The sequence below is a fragment of the Streptomyces sp. NPDC044064 genome, from assembly GCF_056434245.1.
In genome coordinates this window covers 354,887-375,176 of record NZ_JBWKFN010000006.1, presented here as the reverse complement: position 1 = coordinate 375,176, position 20,290 = coordinate 354,887, and the positions used below count along the sequence as shown (strand labels likewise).

The window sequence follows — 20,290 nt, the reverse complement described above, 5'->3', positions numbered from 1 at the left end:
TCCCCCCTGCCCCCGGGGCCTATCGTCGTGTACCGTGCCCGCCCCCCCCCCCCCCCCCCCCCCCCCCCCCCCCCCCCCCCCCCCCCCCCCCCCCCCCCCCCCCCGCTTCGCCGTGTTCGATCACCCGAACCGTTATGTGGTTACCCAGGGAAACGTCTTTTCCGGAGCGCACCTCTCCACCACCATGGGCCCCCACAACTGACTGGTATGTCAGACGCCTCGGGGGACGGAGTGTGCGGGATGGCTCAGGGCGGCGACCGGGCCGAAGCGGGCGCGGAACACGCGGACGCGCCGGACGCGCGGCTGACGGAACTGCTGCGCGCCCCCACCCCGACGGCCTACCCGGCACTGCAGGAACTGCGCCGCCGGCACCACCCGGCGGTCCTCGCCTACGCCCGGCTGTGCACCGCGAGCGAGTCCGCCGCACGCCGGCTGGCGGCGGAGGCCATCACCACGGCGGCCCGTGAGACGGCGCGCGGCCGGGAACCGGGTGTCCCGCTGCCCCACCAACTCCTGCTCCTCACCGCGCAACTGGCGGCGGCCTGGGCGGCCGACGAACGCTCCGCGGGGGTGGACCCGGGACTGCTGCTGGTCCTGAACTCCAGCGGCCTGCCCGACGGCCCGACCCCTCCCCTCCTCCCGGCGTTCCAGACGCTCCCGTCCCGTACCCAGGGCCTGATCTGGTACGGCGTCCTGGAGGAGGAGCCCGTGGAGCGCACCGCGGGCTTCCTCGGTCTGAGCCGCGCGGACGTGGCCCACTGCACCCAGCCGGCCCTCAAGTCCCTGGCCGAGGCGTGCCTGAGGCACCGTCTGGCCGCCTCCGACGACCCGCGCTGCGCCGACTTCCGCCGGCTGATCGAGGAGGCGGTACGGCAGGACGGACCCCGCCGCAGTCCCGACCTGGACGCACACCGGGCCCACTGCCCTTACTGCGCGGCCGCGTTCGAGGACCTGACCGCTCTGCGGGACGCCCCGAGGCAGACCCTGGCGGAAGGCCTGCTGCCGTGGAACGGGATGTCGTACATCCGCCCCGAAGAGCCCCTCTCCGCCCCCGAACCGCCCGCCGCCCAGGAGAGCTGGCCGCCCCGGCGCCGCTACCTGCTGGCCTCGGGGGCCCTGGGCGTGGCCCTGCTCCCGCTGCTGGTGTTCCTGCTGTCCGCGCCGCACGACTCCGACCGGCAGCCGGTGGCCGCGACGCCCACACCCCCACCGGTGACGGTGACGGCGACGGTCTCGCTGACCCCGTCCCCCTCGCCGACCCCGACCCGCACCACCAAGTCCCCGTCCCCGTCCCCGAAGCGGTCGTCACCGCGGCCGACCCCGTCACCGCGCCCCAGCCGCACCCCGAGTCCGTCCCCCACCCCCTCGTTCTCGCCCCCGGGCAGCACCTACGCCCAGGTGGTGAACCTCGCCACGGGCCGCTGTCTCGACATCCGCGACGGCGACCTCTCGCAGGGCAACGACGTCATCACCGCCCCCTGCTCCTCGTCCCCCACCCAGCGCTGGCGCCTCGACACCTATCTGGGTGTGCTCCGCTCTGCCGCCGACTCCGACTACTGCCTGGACAGCCGCGGCTCGACCGACCGCGGTGTGGGTATCTGGGGCTGCGACTCGGTCTACGGCTCCAACGGCCAGAACCTCCGCTTCACCGTCGACCCCGACGGCACGATCCGCCCGGCGATCGCCATCGAGACGGCGGTGACGCCGGAGGGCTGGGGCGGGGTGGGGCTGGATCCGCTGGACGGGGGATCGGAACAGCGGTGGCGGGCGGGGGCCGCCTGAACACGGCCCCGCGCCCGCGCACTCACACGGCCCGCTCGCCCCTGCGCCAGACCCCGCTGACCAGCGGCACACCCGGCCGGTACGCCAGGTGGACGTGGCTCGGGGCGTCCAGGAGCGTCAGGTCCGCGTACGCGCCCGGGGTGAGCCGGCCGATGTCCGTGCGGCGCAGGGCCGCGGCGCCGCCCGCGGTGGCCGACCAGACCGCCTCGTCCGGGGTCATCCCCATGTCGCGGACGGCCAGGGCGATGCAGAAGGGCACCGACGAGGTGAAGGACGAGCCCGGGTTGCAGTCCGTGGAGAGGGCGACCGTCACGCCCGCCTCCAGGAGCCGGCGGGCGTTCGGCCACTCGGCGCGGGTGGAGAACTCGGCGCCCGGCAGGAGGGTGGCGACCGTGTCGCCGTTCGCGAGGGCGTCGACGTCCGCGTCCGTGAGGTGGGTGCAGTGGTCGGCGCTCGCCGCGTCCAGTTCGACGGCCAGCTGGACGCCGGGGCCGTAGGAGAGCTGGTTGGCGTGGACGCGCGGGTGCAGGCCCCTGGCCTTGCCCGCGGTCAGGATCGTGCGGGCCTGGTCGCCGTCGAAGGCGCCCTTCTCGCAGAAGACGTCGATCCAGCGGGCGTGGGGCGCGCAGGCGTCCAGCATCTCGCCGGTGACCAGGGCGACGTAGGCCGCCGGGTCGTCGGCGTAGTCCGGGGAGACGATGTGGGCGCCGAGGTACGTCACCTCGTCGGTGTGCCGGGCCGCGATGGCGAGGGCGCGGGACTCGTCCTCGACCGTGAGGCCGTAGCCCGACTTCGTCTCGAAGGTGGTGGTGCCCTGGCGGAGCGCCTCGTCCAGGTAGCGGGTGAGGTTCGCCTCCAGTTCCGCGTCGGTCGCGGCGCGGGTGGCCGCGACCGTGGTGCGGATACCGCCCGCGGTGTAGGAGCGGCCCGACATCCGGGCGTTGAACTCCTGCGTGCGGTCGCCGGCGAAGACCAGGTGGGAGTGGGAGTCCACGAAGCCAGGCAGCACCGCCCGGCCGCCCGCGTCGACCCGGTTGTCGGTGGCGGGTGCTTTGCTGGATTCACCGGTCCACGCGATGCGGTCGCCCTCGATGACGACGGCCGCGTCCTGGATCAGGCCCAAAGGGGATCCGTCACCGAGGGAGGGGTCGTTGGTGACCAGCGTGGCGATGTTGGTGATGACGGTGCTGCTGCTCATGGTGTCCTCAGGGGTGGCCGGGTGGGTTTCGGCGGGTTCGGCGGTGGTCAGCCGCGCAGGGCGTCGATCGCTTCCGCGAGTGCCGACGGCACATCGGGCACGAGCGCGTGCACACCGTCGCGTACGACATGGCGGCCGCCCACGATCGTGTGCCGTACGTCCGCCGCGGTCGCCGCGAATACGGCCGTCTCGGCGCCCAGCCTGGGCAGCGGCCCGGCCGTCCTGACCGAGTCGAGGGCGATCGTCGTCAGGTCGGCGAGCGCACCGGTCTCGATGGTGCCGGCGTCCGTCCAGCCGAGGGCCGCGTGGCCGTCGGCGGTGGCGGCCCGCAGCAGCGCCGAGGCGGTCCAGTGGCCCCGGGTGCGGGTGCGCAGCCGCTCGTTCAGCTCCATCGCGCGCGCCTCTTCGAGCAGGTCGATGACGGCGTGGCTGTCGGAGCCGAGGGAGAGCGGGGAGCCCGCCCGCTGCAGGGCGACGGCGGGGCCGATGCCGTCCGCCAGGTCGCGCTCGGTCGTCGGGCACATGCAGGTGCCGGTGCCGGAGTCGCCGAGCAGCGCGATGTCCTCGTCGGTGAGGTGGGTGTTGTGCACCCCGGTGGTGCGCGGCCCGAGCACGCCGTGGTCGGCGAGCAGCCGGGTGGGGGTGCAGCCGTGCGCGGCCTGGCAGGCGTCGTTCTCCGCCGTCTGCTCGGACAGGTGCACGTGCAGCGGGGCCTGCCGCTCCTGCGCCCACCGCGCCACGGTCGCCAGCTGGTCGGCGGGCACGGCCCGTACGGAGTGGATCGCCGCCCCGATCCGCGCGTGGTCCCGCTCCTTGAGAACTGCACAGCGTTCGGCCCAGGCCTCCGCGTCGCCGTCGGAGAAGCGCAACTGGTGCGCGTCGGGCTCCGCGCCGAAGCCGGAGGAGAGGTAGGCGGTGTCCAGCAGGGTGATGCGGATTCCGGCCTCGGCGGCCGCCGCGATCAGCGCCTCGCCCATGGCGTTGGGGTCGGCGTAGGGCCGGCCGGCGGGGGCGTGGTGCACGTAGTGGAACTCGCCGACACAGGTGACGCCGGCCAGGGCCATCTCGGCGTACACCGCGCGGGCGAGGGCGTGGTAGGTGTCCGGGGTCAGGTGGTCGGCGACGGAGTACATCACCTCGCGCCAGGTCCAGAAGGTGCCGGAGCCGACCTGGACCGTGCCGCGCAGCGCCCGGTGGAAGGCGTGCGAGTGGGCGTTGGCCAGGCCGGGGAGGGTCAGCCCGCGCAGGATCCCGGCGCCGGGCGGCGGGGTGGCGATGCCGGTGTGGACGGTGGAGATCCGGCCGTCCGCGACCTGCACCGCCACGCCCGGCTCGACGTTGGTGTCGAGCCAGGCGTACTCCAGCCAGTACGTCTGTGTGGTCACGTGCAGGCCAGCCCTTCCAGTACGTCGGCGAGCGCGCTCACCCCGGCCACACAGTCGTCCTCGGCCGCGGACTCGGCCGGGGAGTGCGAGACGCCGGTGGGGTTGCGCACGAACAGCATGGCGGTCGGAATGCGCCCGGAGAGGATTCCGGCGTCGTGTCCGGCACCGGTCCCGAGGACGGGCACCTTCAGACCGGTGTCCTTGCCCAGGATGCGGCCCAGTTCGTCGCGGAGCGCATGGTCGAACTCGACCACCGGGGTGAAGGACTCCCGGACGACGTCGAGGTCGATGCCGTGGGCGTCCGCGTACTCCCGGGCGGCCTTCTCGATGCCGCCGACGACCGTGTCCAGGGTCTGCTGGTCGGCGGCGCGGGAGTCGAGCCAGCCGCGCACCAGGGAGGGGATGGCGTTGACGCCGTTCGGCTCGACGGAGATCTTGCCGAAGGTGGCGACGGCACCGGCGAGTTCGGCCTCCCGGCGGGCGGCCAGCACGGTCTCGGCGTACGACAGCATCGGGTCGCGCCGGTCGGCCAGCCGGGTGGTGCCGGCGTGGTTGGCCTCGCCGCGGAAGTCGAAGCGCCAGCGGCCGTGCGGCCAGATGGCGCTGGCGATGCCGACCCGGTCGCCGGACAGGTCCAGCGCGCGGCCCTGCTCGACGTGCAGCTCGACGAAGGCGCCGATACGGGCCAGCCGCTCCGGGTCGGCCCCGATGCCGTCGGGGTCGTACCCGGCGGCCTCCATGGCCTTGGGGAGGCTGATCCCGTCGCCGTCGGTGAGCCGGTGGGCCTGCTCGACGGTCAGCTCGCCGGCGGTGAGCCGGGAGCCGACACAGGCCAGCCCGAACCGGGCGCCCTCCTCGTCACCGAAGTTGACGACGGCTAGGGGCTTGGTGAACCGCGCGTTCCTGCTGCGCAGCTCGTCCAGGGCGGCGAAGGAGGAGACGACCCCGAGAGGGCCGTCGAAGGCGCCGCCGTCCGGTACCGAGTCCAGGTGCGACCCGGTGACGACGGCGTCACCGGCGGCGGGATCCCCGAGCCAGGCCCACTGGTTCCCGTTCCGGTCGACCTCGTAGGCCAGCCCGCGCGCCTCGGCCTGCTCCTGGAACCAGGTACGGCATTCGGCGTCGGCGCCGGTCCAGGCGTAGCGCCGGTAGCCGCCGGAGGCGGAGCTGCGGCCGATCGGCAGCAGCTCCGCCCACATGCTGTGGAAGGTCACGCCTGGTCACCCTCGCGCATGGGCACCCGGACCCCGCGCTCCTGCGCGACCGACTCCGCGATGTCGTACCCGGCGTCCACGTGCCGGATGACACCCATGCCGGGGTCGTTGGTGAGGACGCGCCGGATCTTCTCGCCGGCCAGCTTCGTGCCGTCGGCCACCGTGACCTGGCCGGCGTGGATGGAGCGGCCCATGCCCACGCCGCCGCCGTGGTGGATGGACACCCACGACGCACCGGAGGCCACGTTGACCATGGCGTTCAGCAGCGGCCAGTCGGCGATCGCGTCGGAGCCGTCGAGCATGGCCTCGGTCTCGCGGTACGGGGAGGCGACGGAGCCGCAGTCGAGGTGGTCGCGGCCGATGGCCAGCGGAGCCGCCAGCTCGCCGGAGGCCACCATGTCGTTGAAGCGCTCGCCGGCCTTGTCGCGCTCGCCGTAGCCGAGCCAGCAGATACGGGCGGGCAGGCCCTGGAAGTGGACGCGCTCGCCGGCCATCTTGATCCAGCGGTGCAGGGACTCGTTCTCCGGGAAGAGCTCCAGCATCGCCTTGTCGGTCTTGGCGATGTCCGAGGCCTCGCCGGACAGGGCGGCCCAGCGGAAGGGGCCCTTGCCCTCGCAGAACAGGGGGCGGATGTAGGCGGGGACGAAGCCGGGGAAGGCGAACGCCCGCTCGTAGCCGGCCAGCTGGGCCTCGCCGCGGATGGAGTTGCCGTAGTCGAAGACCTCGGCACCGGCGTCCATGAAGCCGACCATCGCCTCGACGTGCTTCGCCATCGCCTCACGGGCCCGCGTGGTGAAGCCGGCCGGGTCCTTGGCGGCGGCGTCGGCCATGTCCTCGAAGGCCACGCCGACCGGCAGGTAGGACAGCGGGTCGTGGGCGGAGGTCTGGTCGGTGACGATGTCGATCGGGGCGTTCATCGCGAGCAGCTGCGGGACCAGCTCGGCGGCGTTGCCGAGGACGCCGATGGAGAGCGGCTTGCGCTGGTCACGGGCCTCGGTGGCCAGCTGGAGCGCGTGGTCGAGGCTGTCGGCCCTGACGTCCAGGTAGCGGTGCTCGATACGGCGCTCGATGGCGCGCGGGTCGCAGTCGATACAGATGGCGACGCCGTCGTTCATGGTCACGGCGAGCGGCTGGGCGCCGCCCATGCCGCCGAGGCCGGCGGTGAGGGTGATGGTCCCGGCGAGGGTGCCGTTGAACTTCTTCGCGGCGACGGCGGCGAAGGTCTCGTAGGTGCCCTGGAGGATGCCCTGGGTGCCGATGTAGATCCAGGAGCCTGCGGTCATCTGGCCGTACATGGTCAGGCCGAGGGCCTCCAGACGGCGGAACTCCTCCCAGTTGGCCCAGTCGCCGACCAGGTTGGAGTTGGCGATGAGGACACGCGGGGCCCACTCGTGGGTCTGCATGACGCCGACCGGGCGGCCGGACTGGACCAGCATGGTCTCGTCCTGCTTGAGGGTCTGCAGCGTGCGCACCATCGCGTCGAAGGAGCGCCAGTCACGGGCGGCCTTGCCGGTGCCGCCGTAGACGACGAGCTTGTCGGGGTGCTCGGCGACCTCGGGGTCGAGGTTGTTCTGCAGCATCCGCAGAGCGGCTTCCTGCTGCCATCCCAGGGCGCTCAGTTCCGTGCCGCGCGGTGCTCGTACGGGGCGGGGTCCCGACATCGTCTGCCTCCTCCTGTTGCTATCTCTATTCACATCCTGACTTCCTGAATAGAACTAGTCAATACATCGGCGGCAGCCCGTGCGCGCGTCGCGGGTGTTTGGCTGGAATCACCCGAACACTCGGATACGGCGACAGGGCAGTGCGACAGGAGGACAGGTCGTGGACCAGGACACCGACAGCGAGGCCCGGGAGCGGGCCGCCCGGCGGGACGAAGCGGTGCGCGGCGCGGTGGAGCAGGGGCTGCTGGGACCGGACACGGCCGTGGTGGCGCTGCTGGACGTCACCGGCATCCGGAAGTCGGCGGCGGCCCTGCGGGCGGCGTTCGACGCGGTCACGGCGCCGGGGACGCCGGTGCTGCACGCCTTCGCGGTGAAGGCGACCCCGCTGGTGCCGGTACTGCGCCTGCTGCACGAGGAGGGCATCGGCGCGGAGGTCGCGAGCCCGGGCGAGCTGGCGCTGGCGCGGGCGGCGGGGGTGCCGCCGGACCGGACGGTGCTCGACTCGCCGGCCAAGACCCCGGCCGAGCTGCGCGAGGCGCTCGCACTGGGCGTCGCCGTCAACGCGGACAACCCGCAGGAGCTGGACCGGCTCGACGCCCTCGTCCGCCATGGCCCGAACCGCACGGGAGGCACCCCCATGGCGCCCGGCTCCTCGCCGCTCGGCATCCGGGTCAACCCGCAGATCGGCGGCGGCACCATCGGGGCGACCTCGACGGCGACGCAGACGTCCAAGTTCGGGGTGGCCCTGCGCGACGAGGGGGCCCGGGAGTGGATCGTGCGGGCATACGCGGACCGGCCGTGGCTGACCCGGCTGCACGCGCACACCGGTTCGCAGGGCATCCCGCTGCCGCTGCTGGCACGGGGCGTGGCGGAGACGTACGCGCTCGCGGAGGAGATCAACGCGCGGATCGGGCGACGGCAGATCGACACGCTGGACATCGGCGGCGGCCTGCCGGTCGACTTCACGGCGGAGGCGAGCGCACCGACGTACGCGCAGTACGCGCGCCTGCTGGCCGCGGAGGTGCCGGGGCTGTTCGACGGGCGGTACGGGCTGGTGACCGAGTTCGGGCGGTCGCTGCTGGCCAGGCACGGCACGGTGGTGGCGCGGGTGGAGTACACCAAGAGCTCCGGCGGGCGGCGGATCGCGGTGACGCACGCGGGCGTGCAGGTGGCCGCGCGGACCGTGTACGCGCCGGGGGCGTGGCCGCTGCGGATCGCCGCGTACGACGCCAAAGGGCGGCCCCGGTCGGGGCCCGAGGCGGTGCAGGACGTGGCCGGCCCGGCCTGCTTCTCCGGTGACCTGCTCGCCGAGGGGCGCACGCTGCCCCTGCTGGAGCAGGGCGACTACGCGGCGGCGCTGGACACGGGCGCGTACTACTTCGCCCACCACTACGCCTACAACTCCCTTGCCCGGCCGGGGATCTACGGCTTCGCACCCGACGGCACGGGAGGCGTGGCCTTCGCGACCGTGCGGGAGCCGCAGACCGTGGCGGAGGTCGTGGCCGAGTCCGGTGGGGCGCACGCGTCCACGCTCACCACCCTGCGCGTGCCCGGGAGCCGTTGACGTACCCCGGGTACATCTCGAACAACTGGGTCAACTACCCGAAAACAGTCGTCAGTTGACCAACACTAGTACGCCGGGCGCATGTTCCACCGGAAAATGCCAAAGGACTCACCTCTCGCGCACACGTTGCGTAGTGTCCCTGTCACTCAACCGGAGTCACAGGCGGGAGGGAAAGCCAGGGTGCCCGGAATCGACGAGTGCTTGCTGGAAGCGATGCGGTTGCCCGGTGCCCGGGGAGCCTCCCTGGTGGACTGGACGAGCGGACTGGCCCTGGGCACCGTCGGGGACGCCCCCGGCGGTGACCACGAGACCACCGCCGCCGAGGCCGCCGAACTGGCCCGGCTCGCCGCCGAACACGGCGCCTTCGCGGCCGGGGACGGCGACGACTTCGGCCCGCCCGTCGAGGACGTGATCGTCAGCAACCACGACAGCTACCACCTGCTGCGGTTCGTGGACACGTCCTTCGACAGCAGCGTCTTCCTGCACCTGTGGCTGGGCCGCGAGGAGGGCAATCTCGCCCTCGCCCGCATCCGGCTCGGCGAGATGGCCGCCCGGTTGGTGCTGGGATGACGAAGGTCGAAACGCCTCCGCCGCTGCCGGTGCGGGACAGGGCCGCGGTCCAGGACCGTACGGCGGGCGCGCTGTCCCCGATGCTCCGGCGGCTCGCCGAGGAACAGGCCACCGGCGTCCTCGTCCGCGAGCACGGCACCCTGCATCTCGTCGAGGGCCGGGTGGTGCACGCCGAGAGCCCCCATGCCCCTGGTCTCGACGTGCTCCTCACGGCCCACGGCACCCTGGCCACGACCGCCTGGCAGCGGGCCGCCGGGCAGGCCGACGGCCCGGCGGACGCGGCCCGGCTGCTGCTGGACGCCGGGCTGCTGCCGGAGGGCGCGCTGGAGCTGTGCCACCTGGACGCGCTGTACGACGCCGGGTACTTCGCCCTGTCGCCGAGCAGCGCCCCGGGCCGCTTCCGGTACGCGAGGGCACCCCGCCCCGGCCCGCTGCCCTCGGTCCCGGTCATCGCGCTGGAACGCGAGACGCTGCGCCGCCGGCTGCTGCTGCACCGCCTGTGGCCGGACCCGGCGACCGACACCGCGCCGCTGACCCGCGCCGACCCGGCCGCCACGGCGCCGGTCACTCCCCGCCAGCGGGCGGTCCTGGACCGGGTGGACGGCGTCCGCACGGCCCCGGAGATCGCCCGCAACCTGGGCCGGCAGGCGTTCCACACGCTGGTGGACGTACGCCGCCTCTCGGCGGCCGGACTCCTCAGGCCGATACCCGTGGCCCCCGCCCCGCCGCCGGTTCCCCCGGCTCCCCCGCTCACGGTCACCGACCCCGACATCGCGCTGCTGAAGAGGCTCAGGGATGCGCTGGAGGCGCTTTGAACGGCACCAACCCGCCGAGAGGGGAGAGCTGATGGTGTCCGCACAGGACCTCGACGCCGTCCTGGACGAACTGCGTCGGCTGCGGACCCGCGTGCCGCAGCTCACCGGAGCCCTCGCGGCCGGCGTCGACGGTCTCGCCGTCGCCCACGACACCCCCGGTGTCGACCCGGAGGGGCTGGCGGCACTCACCGCGGCCGCGCTGGGCGTCGCCGTACGGATGGCCGACGCCACCGGGAACGACGGTTTCCGGGAACTGCTGGTGCGCGGCGAGAACGGCTACGTCGCCACCTACGCGGCCGGCCGCACCGCCGTGCTGACGCTGCTCGCCCAGGACCGGGTCAACGTCGGCAGGCTGCATCTGGAGGGCCGGCGCTCGGCCGCCCGCGTCGGGGAGCTGCTCGACGCCGCCGAGGCCGCCGCGGAAGCGAGCCGGCCGGCCACCAGGACCACATCCGCACCACGGACCAGAACCACGCGCGCGCCACGCACCACGACCGAGGCGCGCACCGCAACCGACAGCTGAAAGGACCACCATGGCCAACACCGAGACCGCACTGAAAGAGGCGCTGACCTCCATCGAGGGCGCCACCGGCGTCGCGCTCGTCGACTACACGAGCGGCATGGCGCTGGGCACGATGGGCGGCAGCAAGAGCTTCGACCTGAACGTGGCCGCCGCCGGCAACACGGACGTGATCCGCGCCAAGATGCGCACCATGGAGCACCTGGGCCTCAAGGGCGACATCGAGGACATCCTGATCACGCTGTCGGACCAGTACCACCTGATCCGCCTGCTCAAGGGCCGCGGCGGCAACGGCCTGTTCCTCTACCTGGTCCTGGACGCCAGCCGGGCCAACCTCGCGATGGCCCGGCACCAGCTGAAGGGGATCGAGGCGGTCCTGGAGGTCTGACAGGTCAGACGAGCGCCGCGGAGCGGCGGCGGGTCCCGCCCGGGGCCGCGTCGCCGGCCGCGAGGCCCGTGCCGCGCAGGCCCTTCACGGCCGCGCCCGCCGGGCTCCCGCCCCGGCGGTCGAGCCAGTCGACCCGCACCCACAGCAGGGTGTCCTCGGCCCGCTCGCGCCGCCCGAGCCAGGCGGCCTTCAGCCGCAGCCCGGTGCCGGCCCCGGCGAGCAGCATGCCCCCGGCCGCGGGCACCGCGAAGGAGCTGCCGAACGCGACGGCGAAGGCGAGCAGCAGCCACCAGCGGTGTCCCCGGCGCCAGCTGCGCACGGTCACCGCCCGGTCCTGCAGGACGTCGAACTTGCCCGCGCGGGCGGCCCCGCGGGCGAGAGCGGCGTACTCCTTGCGCCGGGTCAGCGCCACGACGGCGGCGGTGATCAGGAACAGCGCGGCTCCCGCGAGCACGCCGATCCGGCGCCCGGTCACCCCGGGCAGCAGGACCCCGGTCCCCGCGGCGAACACCCCGAACCACCACAGTGGTGCGGCCCCGGCCCGTACGACGACGGCCACCCGGGCCAGTCCATGTCCTCCGCGCGCCACGATCCGCCTCCTCGTCCCGGCACAGTGCTGTCGGCCGGGCACGGTAACGAGCGAACGTGAGACGAGTCTGAGAGCGCGCCGGGCCGTGCGGCCCGTGCGGCCTATTCGACGAACAGTCCGCGGGCCGCCGCGTTCGCGTCGAACTCCTCCAGCCGCGCCTGGGCGTCCGGCAGGTCGTCGCAGACCGCCTCCAGCAGCACCCGCCCGAGCAGCATGGGCGCGCACGCGGTGTCGAAGGCGAGTCCGGTGCCGACGGCGGCGGGCAGCAGCAGGTCGGAGTACTTGGCGACGGGCGCGAAGGCGGAGTCGGCGACCGTCACGACGGTCAGGCCCGCCTCCTTGGCGTAGGCGAGGGTGTCGACGACCTCGCGCGGATGCCGGGGCAGCGCGAAGCACAGCAGCGCTGTGGCGCCCGCGCGGACGGCCGCGTCGATGCGGTCGTGGATCATCGTGCCGCCCTCGTTGAGCAGCCGGACGTCCGGGTGGACCTTGGCGGCGAAGTACGCGAAGCCGTACGCCTGGGAGGCGGCGGCGCGCAGCCCGAGCACCGGCAGCGGGCGGGAGGCGGCCAGGATCCGGCCGGCCCGCTGCACCGGGCGCGGGTCGGCGAGCAGCTCCGCGAGGTGCTTCAGGTTCTCGATCTCGGCCTCGACGGCCTGCTGGTACTCGTTGTAGGAGCCCGCCTCCGCGGCCGGTTCGGCGGGCACGACCTCGCGCAGGTGCCTGCGCAGCGCGGGGTAGCCGTCGAAACCGAGGGCGACCGCGAACCGGGTCACCGACGGCTGGCTGACCCCGGCCAGCTCGGCCAGCTCCACGCTGGACAGGAAGGGCACGTCGGCGGCCCGGCGCACCATGCTGTGCGCGATGCGGCGCTGGGTGGGCGTGAGCCGGTGCCCCTCGAAGAGCACCTGCAGCCGGGCGGCCGGGCTGTCCGCCACGACGGACATCACCTCGGGAGCCCCCTCGGCCGCCGCCTCGGTCGTCACACCGGTACTCCTGTCCACGCTCATGCCGTGCTCCCCCTCCGGGCCGACGCCGAGGGCGGGGCGAGACCCGCCCGTTCCCCCGCGCCCCGGGAGAGTACAGCGTGCTCCGCCGGCACACCCCCGATACGAGACGACAGCACGCCTGGACTCCCCTCAGCTATTCACACACCAAGAACTCTGCATGACGTTATGCAGCCGGGCAAGGGGCGGTATCGCCGTGGCGATGATCCGACGACGAAACAACCAAGTGTCGTTAAACCGACACTCAGGGTGACCGGACGGCTGCTTACGGTGAATGCGCGCTACTGGCACGACTCCTGAGGAAGCGTCATGGCCTCCAACCGCAGGGCCTTCCTGACGGCCACCGCCGTCACCGCCCTGACCGCCGCCCCGGCGGCGGCCGCCCCCGGTCCCCGTCCCCTCCCCCCGAGCGCGGCGCACACCGCGCACGCCGCCCTCGACGAGCTCCTCGCGGGCAACCGCCGCTACGCCGCCGGCCACCCCCGGCACCCGCACGACAGCCCCGGCCGGCGCCTCCTGCTGGCCGCCGCACAGGACCCGTTCGCGGTGATCGTCGGCTGCATCGACTCCCGGGTGCCGCCGGAGCTGGTCTTCGACCTCGGACTCGGCGACGTGCTGTGCATGAGGACCGCCGGTCAGGTGCTGGACGAGGCCGTGCTCGGCTCGGTCCAGTACGGCGTCCAGGAGCTGGGCGTCCCGCTGGTGCTGGTGCTCGGGCACGAGCGCTGCGGGGCCGTCGCCGCCACGCTGGACCATCTGCGCACGGGCGCGCCGGTGCCGGGCCACCTGGAACTGCTGGTGGACGAGATCGCCCCCGCCGCCCGCCGCACCCGGGCGCTGCCCGGCGACTGGGCCGAGCACACCATGCGCGCCCACACGGCCTGGGTCCGGGACGCCATCCGCGCCGATCCGGCCTTCACCTCGGCCCACATCGCGGCCGCCCGCTTCGACCTCGACACGGGGCTCGTTTCCCTGCTGCCCTGACCGCGTCCCGCCGGCCGCGCCGAAGAGGGGGGTTGTCCCCAGTGCGGCGGTGATGACCGCTCCCTAGGGTGGAGCGCATGAGCGCACTGGACTCACGGGACGTGGACCTGAAGAAGGACCTGGACGCCACCGTGCGGGCACGCAGGGAACTGGGCGAGGAGTACGACTCCGCACTCGTCGAGTCCTTCCTGGAGAAGGTCGACCAGCGGATCGACGACGTGGTGGACCGCCGGGTGCGGCGGCACCTGGCCGAGCAGCGGATGGCGGACGCCCGCGGTTCCCGGCGGCCCAGGGGCGGCGACAGCTGGGCCGAGCGCTTCGGCCTCGCGATCGTCTCGCTGGTGCTGGCGATCCCGCTGTCCGCGATCGGCGGCGCTTTCGCGGGGCTGACCGGGGTGGTGACCACCTGGGTCGGCATCGTCGCCGTCAACGCGGCCCAGGCGGTCCGGCACAACCCGGAGATCCTCGCCGGGCGCCGGGCCTCCCGGGAGGACTGAGGGGTTCACGCCTGGCGGGTCGGCAGCACCATGATCTGGCGCAGGTTGACGTGCCGGGGGCGGCTGGTGGCGTAGGCGACGACGTCCGCGACCTCCGCCGCCGCGAGGCTGCCGATCGCCTGGAGCATGCCGTCCAGCTGCCCGGACAGCTCCGCGTTGCCGACGTGCGCCTTCAACTCGGTCTCCGTGAGCCCCGGCTCGACGTTGGTGACCCGTACGTCGCGCGGCCCCAACTCGGTGCGCAGGGACTGCGAGAGGTAGGTGACGGCGGCCTTCGTGGCGCCGTACACCGCGTAGTTGGGGAAGGTGACGTGGGCGCCGATGGACGACACGTTCACCAGGTCGGCGGTGCGGCCCTCGGCGGCCGCGGCCACCAGGTCGGCGGTGAAGGCGCGGATGACCCGCAGCACGCCGGTCACGTTGGTGTCGAGCATGAGCTGCCACTCGTCGAGCCGGCCGTCGTCGACGGGGTTGGGCAGCATCACACCGGCGTTGTTGACGACGAGGTCGACGCGCCCGTAGGTCTCGTGGACCAGATCCCGGGCGGCCTCGACGGACGCGTCGTCGGTGACGTCGGCGGCCACCACCAGCGCCTCGCCGCCCTCGGCCCGGATCTTCCCGGCGACGGCCTCCAGCCGGTCCGCGCGCCGGGCGAACAGTGCCACCCGGGTGCCCTGCGCGGCCAGTTGCCGGGCGACGGCCTCGCCGATGCCGCTGGCGGCGCCGGTGACGACGGCGGTACGGCCGGACAGGTTCTCGTACGACATGGATGTTCTCCCCGGTGGGTGCCGGGGCGTCTCCCCGGCGGCTGACACCACCCTCGCCGGGTCCGGCCGCCGTACCCAGGGATGCGCTTTTCCTGGGTCTGCCAGTACCAGGCTGGGAGACCGCCGCTCCCCTACGATCGAACCCATGGACGGGGACCTCGGAGACTTCCTGCGCTCGCGCCGCGCCCGCATCCAGCCCGAGGAGGTGGGGCTGCCAGTGCACGGGCGGCGCCGCGTACCGGGCCTGCGCCGCGAGGAGGTGGCGCAGCTCGCGGGTGTGAGCGTGGACTACTACATCCGCTTGGAGCAGGGGCGCGGTCCGTCCGTCTCGGACGCCGTGCTGGACGCGATCGCGCGGGTGCTGCGGCTGGACGAGACCGAGCACACGTATCTGCGGACCGTGGCCCGGCCGCGCGGGCGCCGCGGGCGCCGTCCGGCCGCGCCCCGGGTACGGCCGGGAGTGCAGCTGCTGCTGGACAGCATGGAGCGGACGCCCGCGTTCGTGCTGGGCCGCCGCATGGACGTGCTCGCCTGGAACGCGCTCGGCGACGCCGTGGGCGGCTTCAGCCGCATGGCACCGGACGAACGCAACATGCCGCGCCAGGTCTTCCTCGACCCCGCCGCCCGGGACCTCTACCCCGAGTGGGCCGCGGTGGCCGCCCAGACGGTGGCCAACCTGCGCATCGGCGCGGGCCGGTACGCCGACGACGCCGCACTGTGCGCTCTGGTCGGCGAACTCTCCCTCAAGAGCGAGGACTTCCGCCGGCTGTGGGCCGACCACGAGGTCAAGGAGTGCGCGTACGGCGTGAAGCGCGTACAGCACCCCGTGGCGGGCCTGCTCACCCTCCCGTACGAGACGCTGACCGTCCCGGCGGACCCGGAGCAGACGATCGTGGTGTACACCCCCGAGCCGGGGTCGGAGACGGCGGAACGGCTGACGCTGCTGGGCAGTTGGGAATCGGCTCGCTCCCGCTGAAGAGAATGATGCGCGGGGACCGCCGCACCCCCGTTGCCGGGGGGCGGGACGACGGCGGTCCCCGCGAGGGACGCGGGCCGGGTCAGGGCCGGGCTTGCGCGTCCTAGGCGTCCATGGATGGTCCGGGAGCCGCTCCGGAGGTCCTTGGCGCCGTTCGGCGCCGGCCGGGGCGGGGAGCCGCTCCCGCCCTGCCGACACCCACCAATCTGCCTGACCCGTGTTAAGCGGGTGCTGCGTGCACGTGACACGCTCGTACCACTTCCGGAACGGCTCGATCGGCCCTGGTCACCGCAAGTTCGCCGCCGCCACGGCCGGTTCACCGCAGGTTCGCTACTTGTTCCCGCCCTTGGCCAGGAACGCCAGCAGGTCCTGCCGGCTGACCACTCCGGTCGGCTTGCCCTCGACCAGGACGATCGCCGCGTCCGCCGAACCCAGCACCGACATCAGGTCGCCGACCGGCTCGCCGGAGCCGACCTGGGGCAGCGGGGAGGACATGTGCTTCTCCAGCGGGTCTTCGAGCGAGGCCCGCTTGTTGAACAGGGCGTCCAGCAGCTCCCGTTCGACGACCGACCCGACGACCTCGGCGGCCATCACGTCCGGGTGACCGGCGCCCGGCTTGACGACCGGCATCTGCGAGACGCCGTACTCGCGCAGCACCTCGATGGCCTCGCCGACGGTCTCCTCCGGGTGCATGTGCACCAGGGACGGGATGGAGCCGCCCTCCTTGTCGTTGAGGACGTCGGCGACGCGGGCGCTGGGGCCCTCGTCCTCCAGGAAGCCGTAGTCGGCCATCCACTCGTCGTTGAAGATCTTGCTGAGGTAACCGCGTCCGCTGTCGGGGAGCAGCACGACGACGACGTCGTCCGGGCCCAGGCGCTCGGCGACCTCCAGCGCGGCCACGACGGCCATGCCGCAGGAGCCGCCCACCAGCAGGCCCTCCTCCTTGGCCAGGCGCCGGGTCATCTGGAAGGAGTCCTTGTCGGACACGGCGACGATCTCGTCGGCCACGGTCCGGTCGTAGGCGGTGGGCCAGAAGTCCTCGCCCACGCCCTCGACCAGGTACGGCCGGCCGGAGCCGCCGGAGTAGACCGAGCCCTCGGGGTCGGCGCCGATGACCTTGACCTTGCCGTCGCTGGCGTCCTTCAGGTACCGGCCGGTGCCGGAGATGGTGCCGCCGGTGCCCACGCCCGCCACGAAGTGGGTGATCTTCCCCTCGGTCTGCTCCCACAGCTCGGGGCCGGTCGAGTGATAGTGCGAGAGCGGGTTGTTGGGGTTGGAGTACTGGTCGGGCTTCCAGGCGCCCGGGGTCTCGCGGACCAGCCGGTCGGAGACGTTGTAGTACGAGTCCGGGTGTTCAGGGGCGACGGCGGTCGGGCAGACCACGACCTCCGCGCCGTACGCCCGCAGCACGTTGATCTTGTCGGTGCTCACCTTGTCGGGGCACACGAAGATGCACTTGTAGCCCTTCTGCTGGGCCACGATGGCGAGTCCGACGCCGGTGTTCCCGCTGGTCGGCTCCACGATGGTGCCGCCCGGCTTGAGCTCGCCGCTCTGCTCGGCGGCCTCGATCATGCGCAGGGCGATGCGGTCCTTCACGGAGCCGCCCGGGTTGAAGTACTCCACCTTGGCCAGGACGGTCGCCTGGATGCCCATGGTCACACTGTTGAGCTTCACCAGCGGGGTGTTGCCGACGAGGCTGATCATCGAGTCGTGGAATTGCACCGTTGTCTCCGGTTGCTTGCAAAAAACAGTGGTCGTATGTGGTTCCGCCAGCCTAAGGCCCCCGGGTGACGCGGCGTGGGCGTTCACTCCCCGTTGAGATTGACGAACGGGCCGTACGGGGCAAGGAGTGGATGTACGGCTACGAGGAGGTGGCGGCGACGCATGACGAGCATGTCGAGGGCGAGGGTGGCCCGGCGCATCGCGGCCGGAGCGGCGTACGGCGGTGGCGGGGCCGGGCTGGTCGGGGCGGCCGCCGTCGGCCTGCTGCTGGCGGAGGTGCGGCTGGCCCGGCGCCACGTGGGCAACGGCAGCGGCGGACGGGTGCCGGTGGCCGAGGGCGTGTACGGCACCTCGTACGACCTCCCCGGTGAACCGCCGCTCAGGCTGAGCATGCTCGGCGACTCGACGGCGGCCGGGCAGGGTGTGCACCGGGCGGGACAGACGCCGGGGGCGCTGCTCGCGTCGGGACTGTCCGCGGTGGCGGAGCGCCCGGTGGAGCTGCGGAACGTGGCCTCGCCGGGGGCGCAGTCGGACGACCTGGACCGTCAGGTGGCGCTGGTGCTCTCGTCCCCCTATCCGCTCCCCGACATCTGCGTGATCATGATCGGCGCGAACGACGTCACGCACCGGATGCCGCCGACGCGTTCGGTACGGCACCTGTCGGCGACGGTAAGGCGGCTGCGCACGGCCGGCGCGGAGGTGGTGGTCGGCACGTGTCCCGACCTCGGCACCATCGAGCCGGTGCAGCAGCCGCTGCGGTGGCTGGCCCGCCGGGCCTCGCGGCAGCTGGCGGCGGCGCAGACGATCGGGGTGGTGGAGCAGGGCGGGCGGACGGTGTCGCTCGGTGATCTGCTCGGGCCCGAGTTCGAGGCGAATCCCCGGGAGCTGTTCGGGCCGGACAACTACCACCCCTCGGCGGAGGGGTACGCGACGGCGGCGATGGCCATACTGCCCACGGTGTGTGCGGCGCTGGGGCTGTGGCCGGAGGAGGAACGGCCCGACGTGTCCCGCCGCGAGGGATTCCTGCCGGTCGCACGGGCTGCGGCGGAGGCTGCGTCGGAGGCGGGCACGGAGGTCACGGCGGCGATGCCCACCGGTCCGCGGGGGCCGTGGGCCCTGCTCAAGCGCAGGCGGCGGCGCCGGGTGCCCGAGGCCGAGCCCGCGACTCCGTCCCCGTGACCTGCCAAGCAAGCGCTTAGTAAATTGCGGCCAGTGTCACACCGTGACACCGGTGACCTGGGCCATACGTACGGGTAACTTCCCAACCGGCCCTGCCAAACACCGTCAGCCCACTGGAGCCGTGATGCCCGAAGCCGTCATCGTCTCGACCGCCCGCTCCCCCATCGGCCGCGCCGGCAAGGGTTCCCTCAAGGACCTGCGCCCCGACGACCTGACCGCGACCATCATCCAGGCGGCGCTCGCCAAGGTCCCCGAGCTGGACCCGCGGGACATCGACGACCTGATGCTCGGCTGCGGCCTCCCCGGCGGCGAGCAGGGCCACAACCTCGGCCGCATCGTCGCCGTGCAGATGGGCATGGACCACCTGCCGGGCTGCACGATCACCCGTTACTGCTCCTCCTCGCTGCAGACCTCCCGCATGGCCCTGCACGCCATCAAGGCCGGCGAGGGCGACGTCTTCATCTCGGCCGGTGTCGAGACGGTGTCCCGTTTCTTCAAGGGCAGCTCCGACGGCCTCCCGGACACGCACAACCCCTTCTTCGCCGAGGCCGAGGCCCGTACCGCCGCCGTCGCCGAGCAGGAGGGCACCACGTGGCACGACCCGCGTGAGGACGGGCTGGTCCCGGACGCGTACATCTCGATGGGCCAGACCGCCGAGAACCTGGCCCGCTGGAAGGGCGTCACCCGCCAGGACATGGACGAGTTCGGCGTCCGCTCGCAGAACCTCGCCGAGGAAGCCATCAAGAACGGCTTCTGGGAGCGCGAGATCACCCCGGTGACCCTCCCCGACGGCACGGTCGTCAGCAAGGACGACGGCCCGCGCGCCGGCGTCACCCTGGAGGGCGTGTCGGGCCTCAAGCCGGTCTTCCGCCCGGACGGCCTGGTCACGGCCGGCAACTGCTGCCCGCTGAACGACGGCGCGGCCGCGCTGGTCATCATGAGCGACACCAAGGCCCGCGAGCTGGGCCTGACCCCGCTCGCCCGCATCGTGTCGACCGGTGTCTCCGGCCTCTCCCCCGAGATCATGGGCCTCGGCCCGGTCGAGGCGAGCAAGCAGGCTCTGCAGCGCGCCGGCCTGACCGTCGACGACATCGACCTGTTCGAGATCAACGAGGCGTTCGCCGCCCAGGTGATCCCCTCCTACCGTGACCTCGGCATCGACATCGACAAGCTGAACGTCAACGGCGGCGCCATCGCCGTCGGCCACCCCTTCGGCATGACCGGCGCCCGCATCACCGGCACGCTCATCAACTCGCTGCAGTGGCACGACAAGCAGTTCGGCCTGGAGACGATGTGCGTCGGCGGCGGCCAGGGCATGGCCATGGTCATCGAGCGCCTCAGCTGACCTGATCCACCCTCGGTAGCCGAGCGGGTACGGAAGGTCAGGAATCGACCCAGAACCTGGAAAACACCCGGGTTCTGGGTCTTTTTGTGATCCAATCTCCCCCAGGATGTGACCTATCTCCCCCGCT

The 20,290-nt window shown here is 73.1% G+C and carries 19 protein-coding genes; 11 read left to right on the top strand and 8 right to left on the bottom strand.

The features are described 5' to 3' along the window. The first annotated feature begins 240 nt into the window (after positions 1–240). Entirely contained in the window at positions 241–1,782 is a 1,542-nt protein-coding gene (locus AC07DS_RS13190; protein ID WP_479144738.1) for a ricin-type beta-trefoil lectin domain protein, read from the top strand. A gap of 22 nt (positions 1,783–1,804) precedes the next feature. On the opposite strand, the gene hutI is transcribed toward AC07DS_RS13190, so the two are convergent. The 4 genes from hutI to hutU are packed head-to-tail and all read right to left on the bottom strand — an operon-like array spanning position 1,805 to position 7,240. Next, a complete protein-coding gene (gene hutI, locus AC07DS_RS13185) occupies positions 1,805–2,980 on the bottom strand; it encodes an imidazolonepropionase (protein WP_479144736.1) in 1,176 nt (391 codons plus the stop codon). 47 nt (positions 2,981–3,027) lie between these two features. Then, positions 3,028–4,365 carry a formimidoylglutamate deiminase gene (locus AC07DS_RS13180; RefSeq protein WP_479144734.1) on the bottom strand — a complete coding sequence of 446 codons (1,338 nt, stop codon included), beginning with the start codon at positions 4,363–4,365 and terminating at the stop codon, positions 3,028–3,030. After that, positions 4,362–5,579, bottom strand: coding sequence for an allantoate amidohydrolase (locus AC07DS_RS13175; RefSeq protein WP_479144732.1), 1,218 nt, complete (start codon positions 5,577–5,579; stop codon positions 4,362–4,364). Before AC07DS_RS13175 ends, AC07DS_RS13180 begins: the two co-directional genes overlap by 4 nt. Next, positions 5,576–7,240 (bottom strand): urocanate hydratase, encoded by a 1,665-nt coding sequence (gene hutU, locus AC07DS_RS13170; RefSeq protein ID WP_479144730.1) that lies wholly within the window; start codon positions 7,238–7,240, stop codon positions 5,576–5,578. The genes AC07DS_RS13175 and hutU overlap by 4 nt, the downstream gene beginning before the upstream one ends. Positions 7,241–7,400: 160 nt before the next feature. On the opposite strand from hutU, the gene AC07DS_RS13165 reads away from it, so the two are divergent. The 5 genes from AC07DS_RS13165 (at position 7,401) to AC07DS_RS13145 (ending at position 11,097) form a co-directional block, all read left to right on the top strand. Next, complete coding sequence (locus tag AC07DS_RS13165) at positions 7,401–8,804, top strand: type III PLP-dependent enzyme domain-containing protein (RefSeq protein ID WP_479144728.1); 1,404 nt, start codon at positions 7,401–7,403, stop codon at positions 8,802–8,804. 180 nt (positions 8,805–8,984) lie between these two features. Continuing rightward, positions 8,985–9,374, top strand: coding sequence for a hypothetical protein (locus AC07DS_RS13160; protein ID WP_145876658.1), 390 nt, complete (start codon positions 8,985–8,987; stop codon positions 9,372–9,374). Continuing rightward, positions 9,371–10,189 (top strand): transcriptional regulator, encoded by an 819-nt coding sequence (locus AC07DS_RS13155; RefSeq protein WP_479144726.1) that lies wholly within the window; start codon positions 9,371–9,373, stop codon positions 10,187–10,189. The genes AC07DS_RS13160 and AC07DS_RS13155 overlap by 4 nt, the downstream gene beginning before the upstream one ends. 31 nt (positions 10,190–10,220) lie before the next feature. Then, positions 10,221–10,712, top strand: a complete 492-nt coding sequence (locus AC07DS_RS13150) for a roadblock/LC7 domain-containing protein (protein WP_479144724.1) — start codon at positions 10,221–10,223, stop codon at positions 10,710–10,712. Between the two features lie 10 nt (positions 10,713–10,722). Continuing rightward, positions 10,723–11,097, top strand: coding sequence for a hypothetical protein (locus tag AC07DS_RS13145; RefSeq protein ID WP_145876651.1), 375 nt, complete (start codon positions 10,723–10,725; stop codon positions 11,095–11,097). Between the two features lie 4 nt (positions 11,098–11,101). Here AC07DS_RS13145 and AC07DS_RS13140 read toward each other — a convergent pair whose 3' ends face one another. Next, positions 11,102–11,686: a hypothetical protein gene (locus tag AC07DS_RS13140; RefSeq protein ID WP_261386181.1), complete on the bottom strand. Its 585-nt coding sequence runs from the start codon at positions 11,684–11,686 to the stop codon at positions 11,102–11,104. A gap of 101 nt (positions 11,687–11,787) precedes the next feature. After that, a complete protein-coding gene (locus tag AC07DS_RS13135) occupies positions 11,788–12,696 on the bottom strand; it encodes a MurR/RpiR family transcriptional regulator (protein ID WP_479144722.1) in 909 nt (302 codons plus the stop codon). Between the two features lie 306 nt (positions 12,697–13,002). Here AC07DS_RS13135 and AC07DS_RS13130 point away from each other — a divergent pair, with 306 nt between their 5' ends. Beyond that, positions 13,003–13,677: a carbonic anhydrase gene (locus tag AC07DS_RS13130; RefSeq protein ID WP_479144720.1), complete on the top strand. Its 675-nt coding sequence runs from the start codon at positions 13,003–13,005 to the stop codon at positions 13,675–13,677. 77 nt (positions 13,678–13,754) lie between these two features. Further along, positions 13,755–14,174, top strand: a complete 420-nt coding sequence (locus AC07DS_RS13125; protein WP_479144718.1) for a hypothetical protein — start codon at positions 13,755–13,757, stop codon at positions 14,172–14,174. Positions 14,175–14,179: 5 nt separating this feature from the next. On the opposite strand, the gene AC07DS_RS13120 is transcribed toward AC07DS_RS13125, so the two are convergent. Further along, positions 14,180–14,941, bottom strand: a complete 762-nt coding sequence (locus tag AC07DS_RS13120; RefSeq protein WP_479144716.1) for an SDR family oxidoreductase — start codon at positions 14,939–14,941, stop codon at positions 14,180–14,182. Positions 14,942–15,086: 145 nt separating this feature from the next. Here AC07DS_RS13120 and AC07DS_RS13115 point away from each other — a divergent pair, with 145 nt between their 5' ends. Next, entirely contained in the window at positions 15,087–15,917 is an 831-nt protein-coding gene (locus AC07DS_RS13115; protein ID WP_479144714.1) for a helix-turn-helix transcriptional regulator, read from the top strand. Between the two features lie 330 nt (positions 15,918–16,247). On the opposite strand, the gene AC07DS_RS13110 is transcribed toward AC07DS_RS13115, so the two are convergent. Next, complete coding sequence (locus AC07DS_RS13110) at positions 16,248–17,639, bottom strand: cystathionine beta-synthase (protein WP_479144712.1); 1,392 nt, start codon at positions 17,637–17,639, stop codon at positions 16,248–16,250. Positions 17,640–17,801: 162 nt separating this feature from the next. Between AC07DS_RS13110 and AC07DS_RS13105 the strand changes: the two genes are divergently transcribed. Together AC07DS_RS13105 and AC07DS_RS13100 are read left to right on the top strand one after the other, a co-directional pair. Further along, complete coding sequence (locus tag AC07DS_RS13105) at positions 17,802–18,818, top strand: SGNH/GDSL hydrolase family protein (protein WP_479144710.1); 1,017 nt, start codon at positions 17,802–17,804, stop codon at positions 18,816–18,818. A 124-nt stretch (positions 18,819–18,942) separates the two neighbouring features. Beyond that, positions 18,943–20,163, top strand: a complete 1,221-nt coding sequence (locus AC07DS_RS13100; protein ID WP_145876641.1) for an acetyl-CoA C-acetyltransferase — start codon at positions 18,943–18,945, stop codon at positions 20,161–20,163. Positions 20,164–20,290 lie beyond the last annotated feature (127 nt).